At 58.4% G+C, this 20,087-nt stretch carries 23 protein-coding genes; 9 read left to right on the top strand and 14 right to left on the bottom strand.

Annotated elements, in window-relative coordinates; genetic code table 11:
• The first annotated feature begins 20 nt into the window (after window positions 1-20).
• From ACTRWH_RS13610 to hisF, 5 genes are all read left to right on the top strand, one after another.
• Window positions 21-482, top strand: a complete 462-nt coding sequence (locus ACTRWH_RS13610) for an SRPBCC family protein (RefSeq protein ID WP_075194381.1) — start codon at window positions 21-23, stop codon at window positions 480-482.
• 113 nt (window positions 483-595) lie between these two features.
• Window positions 596-1,189, top strand: coding sequence for an imidazoleglycerol-phosphate dehydratase HisB (hisB, locus tag ACTRWH_RS13605; RefSeq protein ID WP_085679165.1), 594 nt, complete (start codon window positions 596-598; stop codon window positions 1,187-1,189).
• Window positions 1,190-1,239: 50 nt separating this feature from the next.
• Entirely contained in the window at window positions 1,240-1,881 is a 642-nt protein-coding gene (gene hisH, locus ACTRWH_RS13600) for an imidazole glycerol phosphate synthase subunit HisH (RefSeq protein ID WP_085679168.1), read from the top strand.
• A complete protein-coding gene (hisA, locus tag ACTRWH_RS13595) occupies window positions 1,875-2,612 on the top strand; it encodes a 1-(5-phosphoribosyl)-5-[(5-phosphoribosylamino)methylideneamino]imidazole-4-carboxamide isomerase (protein WP_036208766.1) in 738 nt (245 codons plus the stop codon). Before hisH ends, hisA begins: the two co-directional genes overlap by 7 nt.
• Before the next feature lie 8 nt (window positions 2,613-2,620).
• A complete protein-coding gene (gene hisF / locus ACTRWH_RS13590; RefSeq protein WP_075194385.1) occupies window positions 2,621-3,394 on the top strand; it encodes an imidazole glycerol phosphate synthase subunit HisF in 774 nt (257 codons plus the stop codon).
• A 9-nt stretch (window positions 3,395-3,403) separates the two neighbouring features.
• On the opposite strand, the gene ACTRWH_RS13585 is transcribed toward hisF, so the two are convergent.
• From ACTRWH_RS13585 to gpmM, 4 genes are all read right to left on the bottom strand, one after another.
• The gene (locus ACTRWH_RS13585) at window positions 3,404-4,213 is read right to left on the bottom strand and encodes a divergent polysaccharide deacetylase family protein (RefSeq protein WP_075194386.1); all 810 of its coding nucleotides are present in this window, start codon (window positions 4,211-4,213) and stop codon (window positions 3,404-3,406) included.
• Window positions 4,210-5,610, bottom strand: a complete 1,401-nt coding sequence (locus tag ACTRWH_RS13580) for a S41 family peptidase (protein ID WP_228210144.1) — start codon at window positions 5,608-5,610, stop codon at window positions 4,210-4,212. The genes ACTRWH_RS13585 and ACTRWH_RS13580 overlap by 4 nt, the downstream gene beginning before the upstream one ends.
• Window positions 5,611-5,714: 104 nt before the next feature.
• Window positions 5,715-6,821, bottom strand: a complete 1,107-nt coding sequence (locus ACTRWH_RS13575; protein ID WP_036208774.1) for a murein hydrolase activator EnvC family protein — start codon at window positions 6,819-6,821, stop codon at window positions 5,715-5,717.
• 26 nt (window positions 6,822-6,847) lie between these two features.
• Complete coding sequence (gene gpmM, locus ACTRWH_RS13570) at window positions 6,848-8,395, bottom strand: 2,3-bisphosphoglycerate-independent phosphoglycerate mutase (protein ID WP_462826516.1); 1,548 nt, start codon at window positions 8,393-8,395, stop codon at window positions 6,848-6,850.
• Between the two features lie 161 nt (window positions 8,396-8,556).
• Here gpmM and ACTRWH_RS13565 point away from each other — a divergent pair, with 161 nt between their 5' ends.
• Together ACTRWH_RS13565 and secB are read left to right on the top strand one after the other, a co-directional pair.
• Complete coding sequence (locus ACTRWH_RS13565) at window positions 8,557-8,973, top strand: rhodanese-like domain-containing protein (RefSeq protein ID WP_462826515.1); 417 nt, start codon at window positions 8,557-8,559, stop codon at window positions 8,971-8,973.
• Between the two features lie 142 nt (window positions 8,974-9,115).
• Window positions 9,116-9,616 carry a protein-export chaperone SecB gene (gene secB, locus ACTRWH_RS13560; RefSeq protein ID WP_007153391.1) on the top strand — a complete coding sequence of 167 codons (501 nt, stop codon included), beginning with the start codon at window positions 9,116-9,118 and terminating at the stop codon, window positions 9,614-9,616.
• A gap of 59 nt (window positions 9,617-9,675) precedes the next feature.
• On the opposite strand, the gene ACTRWH_RS13555 is transcribed toward secB, so the two are convergent.
• The 6 genes from ACTRWH_RS13555 to ACTRWH_RS13530 form a co-directional block, all read right to left on the bottom strand.
• Window positions 9,676-10,416: a substrate-binding periplasmic protein gene (locus ACTRWH_RS13555; protein ID WP_157665575.1), complete on the bottom strand. Its 741-nt coding sequence runs from the start codon at window positions 10,414-10,416 to the stop codon at window positions 9,676-9,678.
• Complete coding sequence (trmL, locus tag ACTRWH_RS13550; RefSeq protein WP_036208783.1) at window positions 10,400-10,864, bottom strand: tRNA (uridine(34)/cytosine(34)/5-carboxymethylaminomethyluridine(34)-2'-O)-methyltransferase TrmL; 465 nt, start codon at window positions 10,862-10,864, stop codon at window positions 10,400-10,402. The genes ACTRWH_RS13555 and trmL overlap by 17 nt, the downstream gene beginning before the upstream one ends.
• 7 nt (window positions 10,865-10,871) lie before the next feature.
• Window positions 10,872-12,050, bottom strand: a complete 1,179-nt coding sequence (locus tag ACTRWH_RS13545) for an acetyl-CoA C-acetyltransferase (RefSeq protein WP_007153388.1) — start codon at window positions 12,048-12,050, stop codon at window positions 10,872-10,874.
• Between the two features lie 90 nt (window positions 12,051-12,140).
• Window positions 12,141-12,887 carry a pteridine reductase gene (locus ACTRWH_RS13540; protein WP_085679174.1) on the bottom strand — a complete coding sequence of 249 codons (747 nt, stop codon included), beginning with the start codon at window positions 12,885-12,887 and terminating at the stop codon, window positions 12,141-12,143.
• 7 nt (window positions 12,888-12,894) lie between these two features.
• Window positions 12,895-14,004, bottom strand: a complete 1,110-nt coding sequence (locus ACTRWH_RS13535) for a tRNA nucleotidyltransferase/poly(A) polymerase-related protein (protein ID WP_379865717.1) — start codon at window positions 14,002-14,004, stop codon at window positions 12,895-12,897.
• A gap of 133 nt (window positions 14,005-14,137) precedes the next feature.
• Window positions 14,138-15,397, bottom strand: coding sequence for a conjugal transfer protein TraF (locus tag ACTRWH_RS13530; protein WP_164732106.1), 1,260 nt, complete (start codon window positions 15,395-15,397; stop codon window positions 14,138-14,140).
• Window positions 15,398-15,652: 255 nt separating this feature from the next.
• Here ACTRWH_RS13530 and ACTRWH_RS13525 point away from each other — a divergent pair, with 255 nt between their 5' ends.
• Window positions 15,653-16,195, top strand: coding sequence for an LPP20 family lipoprotein (locus ACTRWH_RS13525; RefSeq protein ID WP_036208805.1), 543 nt, complete (start codon window positions 15,653-15,655; stop codon window positions 16,193-16,195).
• A 14-nt stretch (window positions 16,196-16,209) separates the two neighbouring features.
• On the top strand, window positions 16,210-17,406 hold the full coding sequence (locus ACTRWH_RS13520; RefSeq protein WP_379865713.1) for a flagella assembly protein FlgT: 1,197 nt from the start codon (window positions 16,210-16,212) through the stop codon (window positions 17,404-17,406).
• A 10-nt stretch (window positions 17,407-17,416) separates the two neighbouring features.
• Here the strand turns inward: ACTRWH_RS13520 and ACTRWH_RS13515 are convergent, their stop codons facing one another.
• The 4 genes from ACTRWH_RS13515 to ACTRWH_RS13500 are packed head-to-tail and all read right to left on the bottom strand — an operon-like array spanning window position 17,417 to window position 20,081.
• Window positions 17,417-17,878: a SufE family protein gene (locus ACTRWH_RS13515; RefSeq protein WP_007153381.1), complete on the bottom strand. Its 462-nt coding sequence runs from the start codon at window positions 17,876-17,878 to the stop codon at window positions 17,417-17,419.
• Window positions 17,878-18,420 carry a putative Fe-S cluster assembly protein SufT gene (sufT, locus tag ACTRWH_RS13510; protein ID WP_007153380.1) on the bottom strand — a complete coding sequence of 181 codons (543 nt, stop codon included), beginning with the start codon at window positions 18,418-18,420 and terminating at the stop codon, window positions 17,878-17,880. The genes ACTRWH_RS13515 and sufT overlap by 1 nt, the downstream gene beginning before the upstream one ends.
• A 40-nt stretch (window positions 18,421-18,460) precedes the next feature.
• On the bottom strand, window positions 18,461-18,814 hold the full coding sequence (locus ACTRWH_RS13505) for a HesB/IscA family protein (RefSeq protein ID WP_007153379.1): 354 nt from the start codon (window positions 18,812-18,814) through the stop codon (window positions 18,461-18,463).
• 13 nt (window positions 18,815-18,827) lie between these two features.
• Complete coding sequence (locus ACTRWH_RS13500; RefSeq protein ID WP_462826514.1) at window positions 18,828-20,081, bottom strand: SufS family cysteine desulfurase; 1,254 nt, start codon at window positions 20,079-20,081, stop codon at window positions 18,828-18,830.
• Window positions 20,082-20,087 lie beyond the last annotated feature (6 nt).

The following is a 20,087-nucleotide window of genomic DNA, read 5'->3' as shown; positions in this document are numbered from 1 at the left end:
ACGATAAAAAGGAGCAAACAGTGGCTATTACTGTCTCTATTGAGCTTAACCGGGAACTGGATCTGCCCGCCGGATATGACGAAGTATTCGAGCTGCTGGCGGACGTGCCCGCATCGGCAAGCCATTTCCCCAAGGTGCATAACCTGGTGGATCTGGGTGACAACGCCTATCGCTGGGAAATGGAAAAGGTGGGCGTGGACAAGCATGCCATCCAGTCTGTATACGCGTGCAAGTACTTCGCGGACAAGGACAACGGCAGGATTACCTGGGAGCCGGTGAAAGGCGAGGGTAACGGTGTGGTAAAAGGCTCCTGGACTCTCAAGAAGAAAGACGACAGCACTACTTCGGTGAAATTCCAGACCAGCGCCGAGTTGACCGTTCCGCTGCCGAGCCTGTTGAAACTGGCCATCAGCCCCGTGATCAAGCACGAGTTCAACAGCCTGGTCGATACCTACATGAGTAACCTCAAAAAAGCGTTCTGATGGTCGTCGCTATCAAGGCTATAAAGGCCATTGCGGGACGCGGGGAATCATAAAAGGTATAATGCGCACAGACACTTTTCCGGCATGTGCCGACTGATGACTTTGGAGTCCCCATGGCCGAACGCAAGGCTCGGGTAGAAAGAAATACCCTGGAAACACAGATCACCGTCGAGATCGATCTCGACGGCACCGGCAAGTCCAGCTTCGACACGGGCGTGCCTTTCCTTGAGCACATGATGGATCAGATTGCCCGCCACGGGCTGGTGGACCTGAACATTGTCTCGAAGGGCGATCTGCACATTGATGACCACCACACGGTGGAAGATATTGGTATCACCCTGGGCCAGGCCTTCAAGCAGGCGGTTGGCGACAAGAAGGGCATCCGTCGTTACGGCCATTCCTACGTGCCGCTTGACGAAGCACTGTCCCGCGTGGTGATTGACCTGTCTGGTCGTCCCGGCCTGATGATGGATGTGCCCTATACCCGTGGTGCTGTAGGAGGCTTCGACGTCGACCTGTTCGAGGAGTTCTTCCACGGCTTTGTGAACCACTCCATGGTCACCCTGCACATCGATAACCTGAAAGGTAAGAACACCCACCACCAGATCGAAACCGTGTTCAAGGCCTTCGGTCGTGCCCTGCGTATGGCCATTGAAATGGACGAGCGAATGGCGGGTATTACCCCGTCCACCAAGGGGTCGCTGTAAGCGGCCCTGGGCTCAACTAAAGAACCACGATTCAGGAAGTTTCTCTTCGCATGAAAACCGTTGCCATTATCGACTACGGCATGGGTAACCTTCATTCCGTCAGCAAAGCGGTGGAGCACGTTGCACCGGACACCCGTGTTCTGGTCACCGACAACGCCGAGCAGATCCGCAGCGCGGACCGGGTGATCCTCCCTGGCGTGGGCGCCATCCGCGACTGCATGGCGGAAATCCGCCGCCTGGGAATTGATGAGTTGGTGCGGGAAGTCTCCGCTGACCGTCCGTTGCTCGGCATTTGCGTAGGCATGCAGGCGCTGATGTCCCGCAGCGAGGAAAACGGCTGGGTGGATTGTATCGACCTGTTCCAGTCGGAGGTGCGCTTCTTCGGTGACAATCTCACCGAGAACGGCGAACGTCTGAAAGTGCCTCATATGGGCTGGAACGAAGTGCACCAGACCATGGATCACCCGCTTTGGCACGATATTCCCGACGGCGACCGCTTCTATTTCGTGCACAGCTACTACGCTGAAGCCGAGGGCAACCCGGATATTGCCGGCCGTACCCATTACGGCGTTGACCTGGCTGCAGCAGTAGCGAGAGATAACATCTTTGCGGTGCAGTTCCACCCTGAAAAAAGCGCTCGGGCGGGGCTGCAGTTACTGAAAAACTTTACCAACTGGACTGGAACATGCTGATCATCCCGGCCATAGATCTTAAAGACGGCAAATGCGTAAGACTGCGCCAGGGCCGTATGGACGACTCCACCGTTTTCGGTGACGATCCTGTTGATATGGCAACCCGCTGGGTGGATGCTGGCGCCCGCCGCCTGCATCTGGTGGACCTGAATGGCGCCTTCGCCGGTGAACCCGTCAACGGCGAAATCGTCCAGGCCATCGCTCGCAAATACCCGGATTTGCCCATCCAGATTGGCGGCGGTATTCGTTCGGCGGAAACCATCGAGGCCTATCTGAAAGCCGGCGTACAGTGGGTCATTATTGGTACCAAGGCGGTGAAAGAACCGGAATTCGTTACCGAGATGTGCAAGCGCTTTCCCGGCCACATTATCGTGGGCCTGGACGCCAAAGACGGCCGCGTTGCCACTGACGGCTGGGCGGAAGTGTCTGAAGTCATGGCGACCGACTTGGCGAAACGTTTTGCCAACGACGGTGTCGAGTCCATTGTTTACACCGACATCAGCCGCGACGGCATGATGCAGGGCGTGAACGTGGAAGCCACCGCGGCACTGGCGGAAGAAGGCGGCATCCCCGTGATCGCTTCTGGAGGCGTTACCAACATGGACGATCTCAAGCGCCTTGCTACCGTGGCTGACAAGGGCATCCTCGGTGCGATTACCGGCCGAGCCATCTATGAAGGCACCCTGGATGTGGCCGAGGCCCAGGCCTTCTGCGACAGCCTGAAGGGGTAACACGAATTATGGCTCTGGCAAAACGCATTATTCCCTGCCTGGATGTCGATAAAGGCCGCGTTGTAAAAGGCGTGAACTTCGTCGATATCCGCGATGCTGGTGACCCGGTGGAAGTGGCCCGCAAGTACAACGAACAGGGCGCCGACGAAATCACCTTCCTGGACATCACCGCCAGTCACGAAAGCCGCGATACCACCTATGAAACTGTGGAGCGCATGGCGGCTGAAGTGTTTATCCCGCTGACGGTGGGTGGCGGCGTGCGCACCGTTGAGGACATCCGCAAGCTCCTGAATGCAGGCGCGGACAAGGTGTCAATCAATACTGCGGCGGTATTCAATCCGGACTTCGTGCGTGAGGCCGCCGACCGTTTTGGCAGTCAGTGTATCGTTGTCGCCATTGATGCCAAGCGTGTCAGTGGTGAAGGAGAGGAGCCCCGGTGGGAGATTTTCACCCACGGTGGGCGCAAGCCGACAGGGCTGGATGCGGTTGAGTGGGCTCGCAAGATGACCGCGATGGGTGCCGGCGAGTTGCTGCTGACCAGCATGGACCGGGACGGCACCAAAATCGGATTCGACCTGGGGCTGACCCGTGCCATCAGCGACGCTGTATCGGTGCCGGTCATTGCTTCAGGGGGAGTGGGCGAGCTGCAGCATCTGGCAGACGGTGTGACCGAAGGTCGCGCGGATGCCGTGCTGGCGGCGTCCATCTTTCACTTCGGTCAGCATACGATTCCCGAAGCAAAGGCATTTATGAAGGCCCAGGGGATTGTGGTGCGGGATTGAGGTCGGGCCTCATTCCTGCTTCGCCAGCGCGGGCCGAATCGCCCGCTTTTCCCCTTCCGCAAACATTGGTCGGTTGCCATTCCTCATCGCCCATACGCCGCTGACGGTCGCTACGGCAATTCCCTGCTCGTCCAGCTCTGGCAGACGTTTCTCTAGATAATCCACCGTTACCTTGTGAGGATGGCCAATGCCGATGGCGCTGCCGTTTTCCTTTGCCCGCTTGATAAGAAGCTCGAACTGCTGATCCACGAATTCCTCGGTTTGCTCGTGATCCAGGAACACGTCGCGGGTGAGGGTGGGTATGCGGTAAGCGGCTGCGACTTCGCCCGCAATGGAGGAAGCGATGGTGCGGCTGTCCACGAAATAGACCGGGTAGTGATCGAGTTCAGACATCACCCAGTCCATCGGCTGAAGTTGTTGAGTTAGCAGGCTGCCCATATGGTTGTTCACGCCCTGCACATGGGGAATGGACTGGAGCGCTCGCCGCAAGGTAGTGGCTATGCTGTTCTGGTCCATGTCCGGGTTCAGGCCGCCGGGCCCAAGGCCGATGTTACGGGTATTGGCCATTGGCGCATGCAGCATGATTTCCTTGTGCTTTTGGTGGGCCAACTCCGCCAGTCTGGTGGTGTATCTGCGGTAGGGCAGGAAAGCCAGGGTGATGGGCTGATCCAGGGCGATCAGGCGCTCACCTTCCACCAGGTTATGCCCCATGTCATCGATGATGATGGCGATAGTGGGCGGGAGTTGCCCCTCATGCTCCCCGGCAACAACCGGGGAGGTGGCCAAAAGGGCGGCAATCAGTGTTGCTAGAACTTTCAATCCGCGCTTTCCTGTGTCGGCTTGTTACGCTTGTTGAGAATGCTCATGCCTTTCAGCAGGTTCAGTGCAGAGCGTAGCTGGAAGTCCTTGTTCGCCGGCGACGTGCTTTGTGCGTCCTCCTGCTTTTGCGGTTCTTCCTGCTGCCCCTCATCCTGCCCCTCAAGGTGGCCGCTGAGATCCGCCTCGGTAAAGAACGGCTGACTGTCGAGCTCAGTCAGCTGCGCCGGCTTCACTTCAATATCCGGTTTGATCCCCTTGGCCTGGATGGAGCGCCCATCCGGGGTGTAATAGCGGGCGGTGGTCATCTTGATGGCGTGAGTCTCATCCAGGGGGATGACAGTTTGCACGCTGCCTTTGCCGAACGACTGGGTGCCCATGACCACGGCACGCTGGTGATCCTGAAGCGCGCCCGCAAGAATCTCGGATGCAGAGGCTGAACCGCCGTTAATCAGAACAACAATGGGCGTATCCGGCATCACATCTCCGGGTTTGGCATTGAAGCGCAGGCGCGAGCTCTGGATGCGGCCTTCCGTGTAGACGATCAAGCCGCTATCCAGCAGGGCATCGGCCGCTTCAACCGCCGCCTGGAGAATGCCGCCGGGGTTGTTGCGCAGGTCAATCACCAGGCCGTCCAGGTCGCTGCCATGTTCTTTCTCCAGGGCTTCCAGTGCCTTGGTGAACTGCGTGCCGGTATCCGCCTGGAACTGGGTTATGCGGACGTAGCCATAGCCGTTCTCGATGATGCGGGATTTGATGCTGGTGACCTTGATGATGTCGCGTGTCACATCAATCTCGATCGGCGCTGATTCTCCCTCACGCATAATGGTCAGGGTGAGGACGGTTCCTGGCTTGCCGCGCATCAGTTTAACGGCTTCTTCCAGCGACATGCCTTTCACCGGCTGGTCACCCAGTTTGATGATCAGGTCGCCCGCCTGTACACCGGCCTTCTGAGCAGGGGTGTCATCGATGGGAGAGATAACTTTTACGAAGCCATCTTCCATGCCTACTTCGATGCCCAGGCCGCCAAACTCGCCGGAGGTGCTCTCTTCGAGCTGTTCGTAGTCTTTCGGGGCCAGATAGGTGGAGTGCGGGTCCAGGTCAGATAACATGCCTTTGATCGCGCTTTCGAGGAGCTGGCGGTCGTCCACCTCTTCCACATAGGCATCCTTGATTCGGCCAAACACTTCAGCGAATTTGCGAAGGTCGTCCAGTGGCAGCTGTTCTTCCGGATCAGGCAGCTGTATTTCCACCTGCTCACCGTGCTGGATGCCTTCCAGCAGGCGTCGGGTTTCTTCATCGGCTTCCTGGGCATGAATAAGGCCGGGCAGAACGGTTAAGCAGGTGGCAAGGGCGAGTGCGCGTGTGCTGGCGTGGTGTAGACTTCTTACCCGTCTCATTCACATGTCCTGTGTTAATCCGATGACTGGTTGTTCCCAAGTATTGCCGGACAGTATGGCGTTACCGGGCTGATTTGTCAGCCTTTGGGGTAGCGTGAACCCGTTCAGCGGTTGCCGAGCCAGCGTCGGGGATTGTCCGGTTTTCCATTGTGGCGGACCTCAAAATACACCGCGGGGTCATTGGTCCCGCCGGTTCGGCCAGCCTGGGCAATTGCCTCGCCCGCTTCAACCCAGTCTCCGGGGCTGGTGAACAGACTACTGCTGTGGCCGTAGAGCGTCATGTAGCCGTCGCCGTGGTCGAGGATGGTGATCAGGCCAAACCCGCGCAGCCAGTTGGCGAAAACAACGCGGCCATAGTGAACGGCTTTTACGTCGCCTTCCTCGGCGGTGTTGATCAGCAGCCCGTTGTGCTTGAGTTTTCCGCTGGCGTAGCTGTCTCCGAAGTTGCGAACGATTTTGCCTTCCGCCGGCCACGGCAGTTTGTTCTTGAGTGATCCGAACGGATCTGACTCATTGGGCGTGGGGATGTTGGCGATGGCCTCTTCGACCTCCCGCAGCAGTTTTTCCAGGCGCTTGCGATCCTCTTCCAGTTCCTCGCGTTCGCTCAGTCGATTGCTGATGTCGGTTTTCAGGGCCGCCAGGGTCTGTTCCCGTTCCTTTTTGCTGCTGCTCAGCTTTTGTTGGCGGTCGGCGACATTCTCTTCCAGTTCTGCCAGCCGCATCCGCCCGGCCTTGACCTGCTTCTGCGTTTCTTTCAATTGCCGGAGATTGGCAGCGAACGCCTCGAGGCGGTCAATGGTGTCCCGGCTGAGGTACTCGTAGTAGGTCATCGTGCGGGCGACCTTGTCCGGGTCGATCTCGTTGAGCAGGACTTTGACGGCGGGCGCGTCGCCTTCCATCCAGGCGGCGCGGATCTGTTTCTTCAGGCTGTCGCGCTGGCTTTCCAGCACGCGGGTGAGTTCGGTCTCTTCCTTGCCGAGCTCGGTCAGGCGCAGTTGCTGTTCCCGTGCCTGCTGGCGGAGCTCCCGGCGTTCGCGGGTGAGCCGGCCTATTTCCTGTTCGAGCCCGGAGAGCTGTTGCTCCAGCGAGGAACGGTCTTCCTCGGCGTCGGCAAGCCACTCATCAATATCGGCAATCTCTTCCTTGAGATCTTCTATCTGGCCAGGTGTGACCTGTTGCTCCGCCAGTGCTGGCGTGACGACTGCAAGCATCGCCACCGCCAGCCAAAGACGCAGACTCAACCGATCTCCACCAGGCTGTGCCCGGTCATTTCAGCCGGTTGTTCCAGGCTCATCAGGCTCAGCAGGGTGGGCGCCACGTCGCTGAGGCTACCGTCGTCCCTGAGGTTGACGTTGCGTGGGCCAACGTAGATAAGCGGCACGGGGCCGATCGTGTGGGCCGTGTGTACCTGGCCGGAATTGGGGTCGGTCATCTGCTCGCAGTTGCCGTGGTCAGCGGTGATCAATGCTTCACCACCCACTTCCTGCAAGGCTTCGGTAATACGGGCTACGCACTGGTCGATGCATTCCGCGGCCTTGATGGCGGCATCCAGCTTGCCGGTGTGGCCCACCATGTCGCCATTGGCATAGTTACAGACAACCAGGTCGTATTTCCCGCTCTTGATTGCCTCGACCAGCTTGTCAGTGACCTCGGGCGCACTCATTTCCGGTTGCAGGTCGTAAGTCGCCACTTTGGGCGAAGGAACCAGGATTCGGTCCTCACCTTCAAACGGTGTTTCGAGGCCGCCGTTAAAGAAGAAGGTAACGTGTGCGTACTTCTCGGTTTCGGAAATCCGCAGCTGGGTTTTGCCGAGGTTGGCCACATACTCGCCCAGACCATTGGTCAACTGCTCCGGGGGATAAGCGCACGAGGTGTTAATGTCGGCTGCGTACTCGGTCAGCATGACGAAGTCAGCCAGTTCCGGATGCTTGCGACGTTCAAAACCGTCGAAGTCCTTTTCCACGAAGCAGCGTGTCATCTCGCGGGCGCGATCAGCGCGGAAATTCATGAATATAACGGTGTCACCGTCGTTGATGGTGCCTTCGTTATCGCCGCTGGCCATGATACGGGTGGCCTTTACAAACTCGTCGTTCTCGCCGCGCTCGTAGGCTTGCTCCAACCCGGACACCGGATCAGCTGAAGTGAATTCTGCTTCGCCCAGGGTCATAACGTTGTAGGCTTCTTCCACGCGGTCCCAGCGATTGTCGCGGTCCATGGCGTAGTAGCGGCCAACAATGGAGGCCACCCGGCCCACGCCCAAGTGCTTGAGTTTGGTGGCAGCTTTTTCCAGTGACGCTTTTGCACTGCGGGGAGGCATGTCGCGGCCATCGAGGAAGGCGTGGATATAGACTTCCTTCGCGCCGCGCTTGGCTGCCATTTCAGCGGCCGCCAGTACGTGGTCTTCATGGCTGTGAACGCCGCCGGGGGAAAGCAGGCCCATCAGGTGCACAGCACGGTTGCTGCTGACGGCTTTATCAATGGCGGCGCAAAGTACGGAATTTTCCGTAAAACTACCTTCTTCTACATCTTTGTCGATGCGTGTCAGGCTCTGATAAACCACCCGGCCAGCGCCCAGGTTCATGTGCCCAACCTCGGAATTACCCATCTGTCCCTGGGGCAGACCGACAAACATGCCGGAGGTGTTGATGAGTGTTTTCGGCTGATTTTCCCAGAGCTTATCCCAACACGGGGTGTTGGCATTGCTGATGGCGTTGTCTTCAGCCGGGTCACGGTGGCCCCAGCCATCAAGAATGATCAGTGCGGTAGGCTTACGCGTGGCAGTCATCACTTAATCCGATGGTAGTTTGGTAAATTTACTAAAACGAACATTGATTCTAAACATTTTCGCACCCTCCGGCCAGTGGCGTCACCTTCGGCCTGGTCACCTTCTGTCCTTGGGGAAGGGTGTGTATAATCCCGCCACAAACTATTCAGCAAGGTGTTTTCATGGAAAGGGTGTTCGAGTTCGCGGTTAACCATTACATTCTGGTATCTCTGTTTGTCGCTTTCCTGCTGGCCATATTGGTGCTCGAGTCTCGCCGTGGCGGCAAGAAAATCTCTGCGCAGGGAGCCGTGAATCTGATTAACCGCGACGAAGCTGTCGTCGTCGATATCCGTGATCGCAAGGATTTTAACGAGGGCCGGATAATCGGTTCAATCAATATTCCCCTTAATAGTATCAAAAGTCGTGCGTCGGAACTGAAGAAGTTCAAGGACAAGCAGATTATTGTGGCTGACAAGATGGGTCAGCATTCCGCCATGGCGGTCAAGCAGTTGAATGCGGAAGGCTACGCCAATGTGGTTCGCCTCAACGGTGGCGTTGCGGACTGGAAAGGCAGCAATCTGCCGTTGGTGAAGAAGTAACGGCCCTGCCAGGCCTTGAACTGAACGGTAAACTGTCGCACTGTTTCACATCGGCCGGCGGAGCCAGGCATTACACTGTTCCGGCAGCACTGACATAACAACGGGCCCTGGTTGCCCCTTATCGAGAATGAAAGGATTGAACATGGCTGAAAACGAGCAGGCCGCAGCAGGCAACGAAAACCAGAATCAACCACAGTTCGCGCTCCAGCGTATCTATGTGAAGGATCTGTCGTTCGAGTCGCCGAATTCCCCGACGGTTTTTCAGGACCAGTGGAAACCTCAGGTTAATCTGGATCTGAACACCTCCCACAACAAGATCAGCGATAACCAGTACGAAGTGGTCCTGTCTCTGACTGTGACCGCGAAAGTCGATGAAAAAGTGGCTTACATCGTCGAGATTCAGCAGGCGGGCGTTTTCCTGGTGAAAGGTATTGAAGGCCCACAGCTTGGCCAGATGCTGGGTGCCTATTGCCCCAACATCCTGTTCCCCTACGCTCGGGAAGCCATTGACGGCGTGGTCGGTCGGGGTAGCTTCCCGGCGCTGATGCTGGCACCGGTTAACTTTGATGCCATCTATGCACAGGCATTGAAGCGCAAGCAGGAAGAGGCGTCAGGGGAAGCGAAGGAAGAACAGACTCACTGATACGTTCTCGTCACAAGCGCCAGAAAAACCCCGCCAACGGTTCAGGTTCGCGGGGTTTTTTATTGGGCGGTTTCCTGTCCGATACCGTCACTGATTATCTGGTCGATCTCGCCGGATGCCTTCATGGATTCCAGCGCCCGGGACAGGCAAGGGATATCGTCTTTTCGGGATTCATGAACCCAGTGATAGAGGGGGGCTTGCAGCAGTGGCTCGCCAATGGACAGGTTTGGGTTCTTGCGTTTGGCGGCCAGGGCGTCCCACTCCAGGGTCAGTGCCACGTCGATACGGCCTCGTTCGAGCAGATCGATCAATTGAAAGGTGTCGCTGGTGGCTACCTGTGTCGCATCCTCGGGCAGCACCCGCGCGATCATTCGATAGCCATTGAGGAAACCAATCCGTTTTCCCTTCAAAGAGGCCTTTGAATCGCCGGCCTTGCCGTTGAGAGCCACCGAAACCAGGCGTGCCTCCTGGATGGGCGTCGCCAGCGGTAGCAACGGAGCATTGTCGTTGACGGCCATCGGGATTCGGGCAAGCTCGCCGTCTGACTGGCCTTTCTCTGCCATAAGCACGGCCCGTGCGGCCGGGACATCCAGATATCTTATGTCCAGCCCGCAGCTGTCATAGAGCTTTCTGATGATCTGTTTGCCAAGGACCACAGACACTTCTGACGTTGTCGAGGGCGTGGTGATAACACGGGTAGCCTGCGTATTATTATTGGGCCAGGCGTTGCTGGTAGTCAGCATGAGCAAAACGGCAATAATGGGCCATCCGCTGTGGCGAGGGTTACTGCGACCCTTCAAATCCAAATTGCCTCCACGCTTCATAAACCACCAGTGCTACCGTGTTGGATAGGTTAAGGCTGCGACTTTCCGGTCGCATGGGCACTCTCAGGCGATGGTGCTCCGGCATCGCCTCTCGGATGTCCTGTGGCAGCCCGCGGGTTTCGGGGCCGAACATCAGATAGTCACCATTCTGGTATTCGACATCATGATAGCCGCGGCTACCTTTGGTGGTCAGCCCGAAAAGCCTTGAAGGTTGCTCACTCTCCAAAAAGGCCTGGTAGTCGGAGTGTACCGTTACCGTTGCGTATTCACTGTAATCCAGGCCTGCCCTGCGCATCTGTTTGTCTTCCAGGGTAAAACCCAGGGGTTCAATCAGATGCAGCCGGCAGCCGGTGTTGGCGCAGAGCCGGATGATATTGCCGGTATTCGGCGGTATCTCCGGCTCGAACAGCACCACGTTCAACATCCTGTGATCAACGCTCCACGGCGAGGGCAACACCCATGCCGCCGCCAATGCACAGGGTGGCAAGCCCCTTCTTTGCATCCCGGCGAGCCATCTCGTGCAGCAGGCTGACCAGGATCCGGCAACCGGAAGCCCCGATTGGATGGCCCAGTGCGATAGCACCACCGTTCACATTGACCTTCGCGGTATCCCATCCCAGGTCCCGATTAACGGAAATGGCCTGGGCGGCGAAGGCTTCGTTCGCTTCCACCAGATCCAGATCGTCCACCGACCAACCGGCCAGTTTCAGGCAGCGCTGGCTAGCAGGGATCGGGCCGGTGCCCATAATGGCCGGGTCGACACCGGCATTGGCATGAGCCCTGATAGTGGCCAGAGGCTCAAGCCCAAGTTCCTTGGCCTTGTCGGCGCTGCACACGATGACGGCCGCCGCGCCGTCGTTAAGGGAAGACGCATTGCCGGCGGTGACGGTTCCATCCTTTTTGAACGCGCCACGAAGCTTGCCCAGGCTGTCCGCGGTTACGCCAGCGCGCGGGTTCTCGTCCGTGTTGACGATCAGTGGATCGCCCTTGCGCTGAGGAATAGTGATGGGAACAATCTGGCTTTCGAAGTAGCCAGCGTCGATCGCGGCGGCCGCCTTCTGTTGGGACGCGGCAGCAAACTCGTCCTGTTCTTCACGGGTGATGCCGTACTTCTCCACGATGTTTTCTGCGGTGACGCCCATGTGGTAGTCGTTAAAGGCGTCCCAAAGGCCATCGGAAATCATGGTGTCCACCATGTTCCAGTTACCCATGCGCTGGCCGTTGCGGCTGTTGGGCAGCACGTGGGGAGCCTGGCTCATGCTCTCCTGACCACCTGCAATCATCAGCTCGGCATCGCCGCAGCGAATGGCCTGGACCGCCATGTGCACCGCCTTCAGTCCCGAGCCACATACCTTGTTGATCGTCATTGCCGGTACAGAGGCGGGGATGCCGGCGTTGATGGACGCCTGGCGTGCCGGATTCTGTCCGCAACCGGCCGTCAGAACCTGGCCAAGGACCACTTCGTTGACCTGATCGGCAGCAACACCGGTTTCTTCAAGCAGGGCTTTGATAACGGCGCTGCCCAGCTTATCGGCACTCAGGCTGGACAGCCCGCCGCCGAAGCTGCCGACGGCGGTACGTTTGGCGGCTACGATAACTACATCACGCATGGAGTCTCTCCGGTTTGCACGCAGATTTTAAAAGCTGGATTCATTGTATCGGAAAGCGAGAGTGGGCCAAAGCAGGCAACTGCGATGGTTTTACATATTGAGGCTGCGTCCGCCATCCACCGCGAGGATCTGGCCGGTGACAAACGGGGCGTCGCACAGCAGGAAGGCGATGGCGCCAGCAATGTCCTCCGGCTTGCCGGTGCGGGCCAGGGGCGTCTTGGCCAGTATACTTTGCTGGTAACCTTCGTCGATCGCCGCGTCACCCTCTGGCCAAAGGATCGCGCCTGGTGAAACCCCATTTACACGTACCTCCGGTGCCAGGTCCTTCGCCCAGGACAGGGTCAGTGAAGCGAGCCCGGACTTGCTGGCGCAGTATAGTGGATGGTCGGCCAGCGGCCGTTGGCTGTAGATGTCGATAAGATTCACGATGGCGCCCTGTGACAGTTTCAACGCTGGCAGGCAGGCCTGGCCGAGAAAAAAAGGCGCCCGCAGGTTGGTGTTCATGATCGCGTCCCAGTCACCTGGGCTGGCGTCCTGTGTAGGGTTCGGGTAGAACACCGAGGCGTTGTTCACCAGGCCATCAAGTCGACCCCAGGTGGAAACTGCCTTGCGGGCCAGCAGTTCTGTCTGATCCGGGGCGGCAAGATCGGCCTGGATGGCAACCGCCGATTTCTGTCGGATGCTGTTGAGCTCGTCACGAAGGGCGTTTGCGTCCGCCTCCCGCGAACGGTAATGAATGACCAGGTTCCAGCCGCGTTGGTGGAGATGTCTGGCGGTATGGGCGCCAAGCCGATGCGCTGCGCCGGTAATGAGCACTACAGGTGTTGAGGATGCCATCGCGTGTCTACTCTTTGTTGAGGAATGCGAGGATACGCCGTAACCGCTCTTTGCGGATTGCTTCACCCAGTTCTTTTCCACGAAACCCTTGTTCCATCAGGGTTTTCGCCTGTACCCCGGTGGCGGCGTGTTGCGCGGATTTCAGCCAATCCACCCTGTGCCGCTCTGGCTCCGGCAGCGCGCATTTCAGAGCAACCAATAGGCCGGAAAATCGGTCTGCCCGACGCCACACGTCTGCTCCATCCAGCATGTCCAGCAACAGGTCGGCGTCGTGAGACGTTATAGTGTGAATCTTTGGTATCACGTCGGTGATGAGGCGGGTGAGATCCTGGCAGTCGTTGGGGGCTTTCAGTGCCCTGGCTCGATTCCGGGCTTCGGCTGGCGCCAGGGGGGAAAGCAGCGCGGCGAAGCGGACACTCGTATCATCGCTGCTTTCGTGGGCACGGCGCAAGGCGCCGATGGCGCCTGAAAACGCCTCGAGTGGCTCAAGCTCCGGTATAAGGACGGCCAGTGCGCCGCATTCACGCAGGACTTCGAAAAAGGTGCCGGGTTCCTGCTCATGCAACGCTCGCTGGATTTCCTGCCATACCCGCTCCGGCACCAGGTTGCCGACCTCGCCCTGGTCCACCATCTGCCGCATCAGCGCCATGGTGGGTTCGGCAATGGTGAATCCCTGGGGCTGCAGGCGGGCAGCAAAGCGTGCGGTGCGCAGTATGCGCAGCGGATCCTCGGCGAAGGCCTCGGAAACGTGGCGTAGTTTGTGATCCTGCAGGTCCTGGCGGCCGTGGAAGGGGTCGACAATTTCACCTGCGGTGGACTTTGCCATGGCGTTGATGGTCAGGTCACGGCGCTTCAGGTCGTCCTCAAGGGGCACGTCCGGGGCGCTGTACACGGTAAATCCGTGGTAGCCTCGCCCCTGCTTTCGTTCCGTTCGTGCTAATGCGTACTCCTCCCGGGTGTCTGGGTGAAGGAATACCGGAAAATCCGCGCCTACCTGCTTGAAGCCCTTTCGCAACATGTCTTCCGGAGTTGCACCGGTGACCACCCAGTCCCGGTCTTTGACCGGCAGACCAAGAAGTTCATCACGGACGGCTCCGCCCACCAGATAGGTTTTCATGGATTGGGTTCTGCTCCTTGAGGGATGTTGCTCTGGGGATTATCCCGGCAAGGCTGGCCACAGGCAAACCGGTTGGCCACAAAAAAAGCCCGGTATCAAACCGGGCTTGGTGGACTGCTTCTATACAACAGGCTTAGAACGCAGCGCCGAACTCAATCGCCGCGCCCAGATCGGCATCGCTGATCAGGCCGCCGATATCGAGGCGGGCACCGAAGGGCGACAGGCCGATACCGGCCGTAAACTGGGTGTCTTCCTCGATGCCATCGTTGTCGTCATTGCTGGCCAGGTTCTGGCGCACGCCGAAGCGAAGTTGCGCGTAGCGGAAAGCGTCGAACTCCGCGCCGAGAGCAACCCACTGGGTGTCATCCTCATAGCCGAAGGCTTTCTTTTCCGTCAGGTCCACTTCTGCGGTCAGCACGTGGAAGTCGCCTTTATGGGCGATGCCCGCAGTTACCATCGGCTCAAGTTCCAGAGTGCGCTTTTCCTCGTCTGGGCGGCTGGCTGCAGAGTCCAGCTCCATCGGGATCAGGTTCTTGACCGCAATGCCGGCATTCCACTGGTTGCGGGATCCGAAAGCGTAGGCGGCGCCCACGTCCAGGTTGAACCCGCTCTTGTCGGTCTGGTATTCGTCGCTGTCGAACTCGTCGTCCTCAAACCCGGAGACGGTTTCGGTGTATTGGAAGGTGCGCAGTTGAACGTATTTTGGCGATACGCCGAGTTGCAGACGTGAGCTGTCCTGAAGCTCTATGGAAGTGGCGATGGAAAGACCTACTTCGGCAACGGCAGAGGCCAGGATGCGGCCGCGGGACTCCAGGTCGCGGTCGAGATCGGCGGCAATTAGTTCCGGGATGGTTGCCGTTTCCAGGTCGGCCAGAAACTGCTCGTCGTCCTCGTCGAACTCCCCGCGGACGGTGGCGCGAACGTTGCCGTTGGTGAAAAAGCCGACGGCAAAAGACTCGGTGGGCACGGCCAGGGCGAGTCCCAGGCCGCCGTCAATCCGGACGGTGTCGCGGTCAAAGTCATTGAGCTGGCGTCTCAGGTCACCGGCGGCTTGGCGGGCATCTTGCGGGTTGGACGTCTTATCCAGTTCCTGGAAGCGATCAATCGTGTCTTGAATATCGTCGATCTGATCAACGGTTTCCTCTTCGTCCGCAAAGCGGGCGTTGACGGAGGGCAGCATCAGACCAAAATCGTTGGACCATTCATGGTGGTCTGCAGCCATCATCGCCGGATTGGTGGCGCCCGCCGCAGCCGGATGGGCGACGGCAACACCGGTGCCGCCCATGGCGAAGGAGCGTGACGACATGAACGCCTGCGGGCTCGCGATGGCGGAGGTGGTGGCGATGGAAAGGCCGATGGCCAGTGATAGCTTGGTCAGACGATATGGGGTCATGATGTGTCCTGATGAAGCGATGATACTGCTAATTTAAAAATGACATTCAGTTCAGGTTAATTCAGTTGCCACCGTGACTCACCGGTGATGCGGTAACGGTTTGTTTTTTTACTGTAAATAGCGGTAGTTTTTTGCCGCCTGGTTTCTGTGTGGCGGGCCCGGTGGGACATGAAATTATGGAATTCAGTCGGTTACAAAGGTTGGCGTGAATTTTTCATAAGGGCAGTGAACAGATGTTTTTTGCGGAGAACCAACATGACCCTGCGGCGGATACTGATACCTGCGCTGGTGGTAACAATGATCGGCTGCGCCCCCGTGGGCCAGCACCGGAACGCCAGTGCCGACCGGCAGCAGACCGAACTGGACCCGATTACGGTGAGGGTTAGCGGCTTCGGAACCTATGAGCAAGTGTCGAAAGATCGCCTGAACACGCGTAAGCGCTTGCTTGCCCGGCGTGCGTCCCAGTTGGATGCCTATCGCAACCTGGCGGAACGGGTTTATGGCACCGTGATCTACGGCAGCTCAACGGTTAACGATTTCGTATTGCAGAACGATATGTTCCGCACCTACGTTGATAGCTACATCCGTGGCGCCAAAATGGTTGCCGTGAATGAACACAGTGACGGCGTGGTGGAAACCGTTATGGAACTCAAGCTGGAGCCCAGGTTCCGTGCCTGTGTTTCCCGCGTAACCGATCGGGAAGTGCAGGACCTGTGCCCAATTCCGATGCCCAGAGGCAATGACAGCACCGGAGATTTCCAGAGCCGGGGCGTTGATTCCCTCTACTACCTCGAATAAGAGAACGATTTCCCATGAAGCTGGCTATTTCCGTTGTCACAGCACTGTTGGTAATTGCGTGTGGCGGTGCCCAGGCAGTGGTGCTGGAGGGCGTCGGCCACGCCACCATTTACAACGATGACGTCGACAGCGCACGGCAGGAGGCTAAGAAGGCGGCGTTAAGGGATGTTTCCCTGCAGTATGAAGCCAGGATCAGTAGCCGCGACACCATGGAAAACGGTGTGGTGACGGAATCCCGCCTACAGGTTGCCTCGTCGGCGCGGGCAAAGTCCGTTGAAGTGGTGGACGAGTACCGGCGGGGCAATTTGTTACGTGTCACGGTTCGCGCCGACATGTCGGCCGGCGGCCAGTGCCAGGCCGGCGATGCCGCAGAGTTGAGAAAGCGCGTGGCCGTGACCGGTTTCCCCATGGTGTATCCGGATCAGGCCCGGATAGGGCGCATAGGGGATGCCGGCGAAGTCTTGCCGCAATTGTTGCAGGCAGATCTACAGAGTGGTGGCCAACTCCAGGTTTTTGGTGCGACCACCCAGCGCCTGTTTGATGACCTGCTTAATGCCCCAACGCACCAGAAATTCAACAATCGATTGAGCAACGTGATCCAGGTGGCTCGCGAGCTTGGGGTGCAGTTCGTGGTTACCGGTGTCATCCGTGATGTTGGCGTGTCTGACCCGGACGCCTGGGGAAGTTCTGTTATCGACCGCCTGCAACGGGGCATTGGTGCGGCGAACCAGAACCGGCGGTTTGTGGTGGACATGATGGTTTATGACGGCTTCAGCGGCGCACCTGTCTATCAGGAGCGGTTTTCGGCGGAGGCACGTTGGAACGCTGGGCCGGGGTCTTCTGATGGGTTCGGGTCGGCGGGTTTCCGGGAAACCGAGTACGGACAGGCTGTCGCTGGATTGATGAGCAACATGGTGTCCGCGGTCAATGATGCGCTGGCTTGTCAGCCATTCATCACGCGGGTGACGAGAGTCGACGGCAACAAGGTCACGCTGGATTCCGGAGCCACGGCAGGCTTGCGCCCGGGGGATGAGCTGAAACTCTATCGCAGTGCCAGTTTCTTCGATTCACCCGGGGCGACCCCGGAACTGGTGGACAGCCGCGCCACCATGACAGTGAACAACGTTCACCCGGATTTCAGTAACGGCAGCATTCCTGTCTTTGGCGGGCTGATCAATATACAGCGGGATGACGTGGCTATCGTCTGGTAGGGTTGCTCAATCACGCTGCGGCGGTTTCCGCAGCCACATCCCGGATTTTGCCAACCATGGCTCTCAGGCCGTTGCCCCGTGTGGGCGAGATGTGGCGGAACAGATCCAGTTGTTCGAACAGCTCGTCGATGTCCGTGGCCAGCAGGTCCCTGGGAGACTTGCCATTCAGGGCCACCAGGATAATGGCGGCAAGGCCGCGAACGATGATGGCGTCAGAGTCAATCAGCAGGTACAGCTTGCCACTTTGCTCATCGTAATGATGGATCAGCCACACCTGGCTCTGACAGCCGTGAACGTAATTCTCTTCCCTGCGCTCGTCGTCCGGAAATGCAGGTAGCTGCTTGCCAAGGTCGATAATGAACGCGTAACGCTCTTCCCAGTCGTCCAGGAATTCAAAGCCATCGAGGACGTCTTCGAGGGTGGTGTCTTTCCCGAGCGGATTGTTCAAAAACTCCTGTTCAGCGGCAGTCATTACAGCATCCCCAATTCAAGCTTGGCTTCGTCGGTGAGCATGTCATTGTTCCAGGGTGGATCGAAGGTCAGTTCGACGGTCACCTTGTCCACATTGGGTACATGCTCAAGCTTGGTCTTGACGTCTTCAGTGATCACCGGGCCCATGCCGCAGCCGGCGGCCGTGAGTGTCATCTTGACGTACACATGGTTGCCGTCTTCCGTGCCATTCTGTATTTCACACTCGTAGATCAGGCCCAGCTCCACCACGTTGACCGGAATTTCCGGGTCGTAGCAGTTGCGCATCGCTTCCCACACCTGGTTTTCGTTCACCGTACCGTCTTCGGGGGTGTCGAAGCTGCTTTCAAGGGGCTTCTTGCCCAGTGCATCGGCATTGTGGCCTTCAATACGAGCGAGGTTGCCGTTCACGGCCACGGTGAAGCTACCACCGAGTGACTGTGTGATGGTGACGAAGGTGTCCGACGGAATCATGATTTCGGTTCCGGCGGGCACCAGGCGCGCCTCTACTTCGCGTTTGGTCAGGACCACTTCCCGTTCTTGCATGCCTTAATGGGCCTCGTATTCGCTATCTGGTTTGTCGGGTTCAGGCGACTGTAAAGCTCTCGCCACAACCGCACTCTGCCGTCGCATTCGGATTCCGGAACTGGAACAGGGAGTTCACCCCTTCGGTCACAAAATCAATTTCAATGCCGTTCACCAGAGGCAGGTGCTCTTCCTTTACAAAGACGTCCACACCGTCGATGTGAAAAACCTTGTCGTCCGCTGCGGCTTCTTCCACCCACTGGGTTTCATACTTGAAGCCGGAACAGCCGCTTTTCTTGATCGCCAGGCGGATACCTTTCGCCTCAGGCTTCTTGTCCAGTTGTTTGCGTACGTGTTTCACCGCTGTCGGGGTCATGGTGACCGCCACGGTTGGTGTGAAGACTTCGGCTGTCATATTTCCACCTCCATCAGGCAAACAGACGCTGGATTTTCTGCAGGGCAGTGAATAATTGTTCCACTTCCTCCAGCGTATTGTAAAACGCAAAGGACGCCCGGGCTGTACCGGGAACCCCGTAAAAGTCCATCAGCGGCATGGCGCAGTGGTGGCCAGTGCGAATCGCGATGCCCTGCTGATCCAGCAGTGTTCCTATATCACTGGGGTGCAGGCCGGCGATTTTAAAGGACATGACCGGCACCTTTTGGCTGGCCGTACCGATGATTTCCATGCCCGGGACCGACTCGACCAGTTCGTTGGCGCGGGTGAGAAGCGCGTTTTCCGCCGCTTCCATGCCATTGCGATCCAGGTTGCCCAGATAATCAATGGCCGCGCCCAGGCCGATGGCCTCGGCAACCGGCGGTGTGCCGGCCTCGAACTTGTAAGGCAGCACGTTCCAAGTGGTGCGCTCGAACGACACCCGCTCAATCATTTCACCGCCACCCTGGAACGGGGGCATTTCTTCCAGCAACTGGGCCTTGCCGTACAGCACGCCAACGCCCGTCGGGCCGAACAGCTTGTGGGACGAGAACACGTAGAAATCACAGCCCAGAGCCTGTACGTCCGGCTGGAAATGCGGCACCGCCTGTGCGCCGTCGATAACGGTGATCACGCCGCGAGCCTTGGCCTGCTCAATCAGCGGTGCAATCGGGTTCACCGTGCCCAGGACGTTGGACACGTGCGTCAGTGCCAGTACCCGGGTGCGGTCGCCCAGCAAACTATTGAACGAGTCCAGATCCAATTCACCCTGTGGAGTGATCTGGATGGGAACCACCTTCGCGCCCGTGCGCTCGGCCACCATCTGCCAGGGCACGATGTTGGCGTGATGTTCCATATGGCTGACGAGAATTTCGTCACCAGGCTTGAGGCGGCCGGCCAGGCCATTGGCCACCACGTTGATGGCCTCGGTGGTGCCACGGGTCCAGATAATCTCGCGGGTGCTGTCAGCGTTCAGGAACGCGCGAACCTTCTCCCGGGCGCCCTCGAAGGCGCTGGTGGCGCGGTCGCCAAGCGTGTGGGCGCCCCGATGGACGTTGGAATGCATTTCCCGGTAATAGCGATCCATGGCGTCCAGCACGGCGATGGGCTTCTGTGACGAAGCGCCGTTGTCCAGATACACGAGGGGCTTGCCGTTGACCTGCTGATCAAGAATCGGAAAGTCCCGGCGAATGGCCTCGACGTCGAACGCCGCAGTGCCCGCCTTTTTGGCCATGGAAAGGTCTGTCATAACCGG

This window comes from Marinobacter sp. G5_S1_61_S3 (genome assembly GCF_054968585.1).
The sequence above is the reverse complement of the archived record's forward strand: the minus strand, read 5'-3'. Positions and strand labels throughout refer to the sequence as shown.

Bases quoted from the DNA above. Each gene is read 5' to 3' on its own strand.
- ACTRWH_RS13545 (WP_007153388.1), bottom strand. From the start codon at position 12,050: ATGCGTGATGTAGTTATCGTAGCCGCCAAACGTACCGCCGTCGGCAGC.
- ACTRWH_RS13515 (WP_007153381.1), bottom strand. From the start codon at position 17,878: ATGACTGCCGCTGAACAGGAGTTTTTGAACAATCCGCTCGGGAAAGAC.
- ACTRWH_RS13575 (WP_036208774.1), bottom strand. From the start codon at position 6,821: ATGCTTGCAGTCGTCACGCCAGCACTGGCGGAGCAACAGGTCACACCT.
- ACTRWH_RS13525 (WP_036208805.1), top strand. From the start codon at position 15,653: ATGACCCTGCGGCGGATACTGATACCTGCGCTGGTGGTAACAATGATC.
- secB (WP_007153391.1), top strand. From the start codon at position 9,116: ATGGCTGAAAACGAGCAGGCCGCAGCAGGCAACGAAAACCAGAATCAA.
- trmL (WP_036208783.1), bottom strand. From the start codon at position 10,864: ATGTTGAACGTGGTGCTGTTCGAGCCGGAGATACCGCCGAATACCGGC.
- ACTRWH_RS13535 (WP_379865717.1), bottom strand. From the start codon at position 14,004: ATGAAAACCTATCTGGTGGGCGGAGCCGTCCGTGATGAACTTCTTGGT.
- ACTRWH_RS13530 (WP_164732106.1), bottom strand. From the start codon at position 15,397: ATGACCCCATATCGTCTGACCAAGCTATCACTGGCCATCGGCCTTTCC.
- hisB (WP_085679165.1), top strand. From the start codon at position 596: ATGGCCGAACGCAAGGCTCGGGTAGAAAGAAATACCCTGGAAACACAG.
- hisF (WP_075194385.1), top strand. From the start codon at position 2,621: ATGGCTCTGGCAAAACGCATTATTCCCTGCCTGGATGTCGATAAAGGC.
- ACTRWH_RS13565 (WP_462826515.1), top strand. From the start codon at position 8,557: ATGGAAAGGGTGTTCGAGTTCGCGGTTAACCATTACATTCTGGTATCT.
- gpmM (WP_462826516.1), bottom strand. From the start codon at position 8,395: ATGACTGCCACGCGTAAGCCTACCGCACTGATCATTCTTGATGGCTGG.
- ACTRWH_RS13540 (WP_085679174.1), bottom strand. From the start codon at position 12,887: ATGGCATCCTCAACACCTGTAGTGCTCATTACCGGCGCAGCGCATCGG.
- ACTRWH_RS13500 (WP_462826514.1), bottom strand. From the start codon at position 20,081: ATGACAGACCTTTCCATGGCCAAAAAGGCGGGCACTGCGGCGTTCGAC.
- sufT (WP_007153380.1), bottom strand. From the start codon at position 18,420: ATGCAAGAACGGGAAGTGGTCCTGACCAAACGCGAAGTAGAGGCGCGC.
- ACTRWH_RS13580 (WP_228210144.1), bottom strand. From the start codon at position 5,610: ATGAGACGGGTAAGAAGTCTACACCACGCCAGCACACGCGCACTCGCC.
- hisH (WP_085679168.1), top strand. From the start codon at position 1,240: ATGAAAACCGTTGCCATTATCGACTACGGCATGGGTAACCTTCATTCC.
- ACTRWH_RS13520 (WP_379865713.1), top strand. From the start codon at position 16,210: ATGAAGCTGGCTATTTCCGTTGTCACAGCACTGTTGGTAATTGCGTGT.
- ACTRWH_RS13505 (WP_007153379.1), bottom strand. From the start codon at position 18,814: ATGACAGCCGAAGTCTTCACACCAACCGTGGCGGTCACCATGACCCCG.
- hisA (WP_036208766.1), top strand. From the start codon at position 1,875: ATGCTGATCATCCCGGCCATAGATCTTAAAGACGGCAAATGCGTAAGA.